The sequence below is a fragment of the Ralstonia sp. RL genome (assembly GCF_001683835.1).
In the GTDB taxonomy this organism is placed as follows: domain Bacteria; phylum Pseudomonadota; class Gammaproteobacteria; order Burkholderiales; family Burkholderiaceae; genus Ralstonia; species Ralstonia mannitolilytica.
The window spans coordinates 1-953 of sequence record NZ_LWRX01000125.1 but is presented as its reverse complement, the minus strand read 5'-3'; the positions used below and the strand labels follow the sequence as shown (position 1 = coordinate 953).

Sequence of the window (953 nt, the reverse complement as noted above, 5' to 3'; positions counted from 1 at the left end):
GGGACGCCGGGTGAGCGCAACGATGTGTATTGCGTATCAATCGAGCACAAGCTCGGCATTCACGGCAGCCCGACAGCGGTGCTGGCCTTTGGCGACAACGGCGGTGCGATCGGCACCCTGGTCGGCGAGGAGAATCGCGGTCTGGAGTACATGTTCATCATGATGAATGCCGCCCGCTTCAACGTCGGCCTGGAGGGGCTGGGGGATGCCGAGCGCGCCTACCAGCGTGCCGTGGCGTATGCCCGGGATCGCGTCCAGGGAACCGAGCTGGGTGTCAAGGGAGGCCCGAAAGTGCCGATCATCAAGCATCCGGATGTCCGTCGCATGCTGATGTCGATGCGCTCCCGCATCGAGGCCATGCGGGCGTTGGCCTACGTGACGGCGGCGGCCCAGGATCACGCCCACTGCAATCCGGATGAAGCCCGGCGCAGGAAAGGCCAGGCCTTCGCCGATCTGATGATTCCGGTCGTCAAGGGCTGGAGCACTGAAAGCGCCATCGACATTGCCTCGCTCGGCGTCCAGGTGCATGGCGGGATGGGTTTCATCGAGGAAACCGGTGCGGCCCAGCACCTGCGCGATGCCCGTATCACGGCCATCTACGAAGGGACGACGGCCATTCAGGCCAACGACCTCATCGGCCGCAAGATTGCGCGCGAACAGGGGGCCACCATCAAGTCCGTGATTGCCGAGATGCGGGCCGATGCGGCGAAACTAGATGGCGATCTGGCGGGCATCGGTGCCCGTCAGTTGGCAGGCATCGATGCGGTGGAAAGGGCCGTCGACTGGATTGTCGCCAACTTCAAGGCGCATCCCAAGGCAACGCATGCTGGCGCCGTGCCTTTTTTGTTCCTCCTCGGCATCGTGGCCGGTGGCTGGCAGATGGGGCGCGCGGCACTGATCGCGCGCGCGCGAATGGCAGCTGGCGACAGCGATCCGTTCTGGCCGGCCAAGCT

Annotated in this window: 1 protein-coding gene; it reads left to right on the top strand. The window is 64.8% G+C overall.

Annotated features, from left to right (window positions below):
• Positions 1-953, top strand: a 953-nt coding sequence (locus A6M56_RS11550; RefSeq protein WP_286758139.1) for an acyl-CoA dehydrogenase family protein, incomplete at both ends; no start/stop codon positions are given.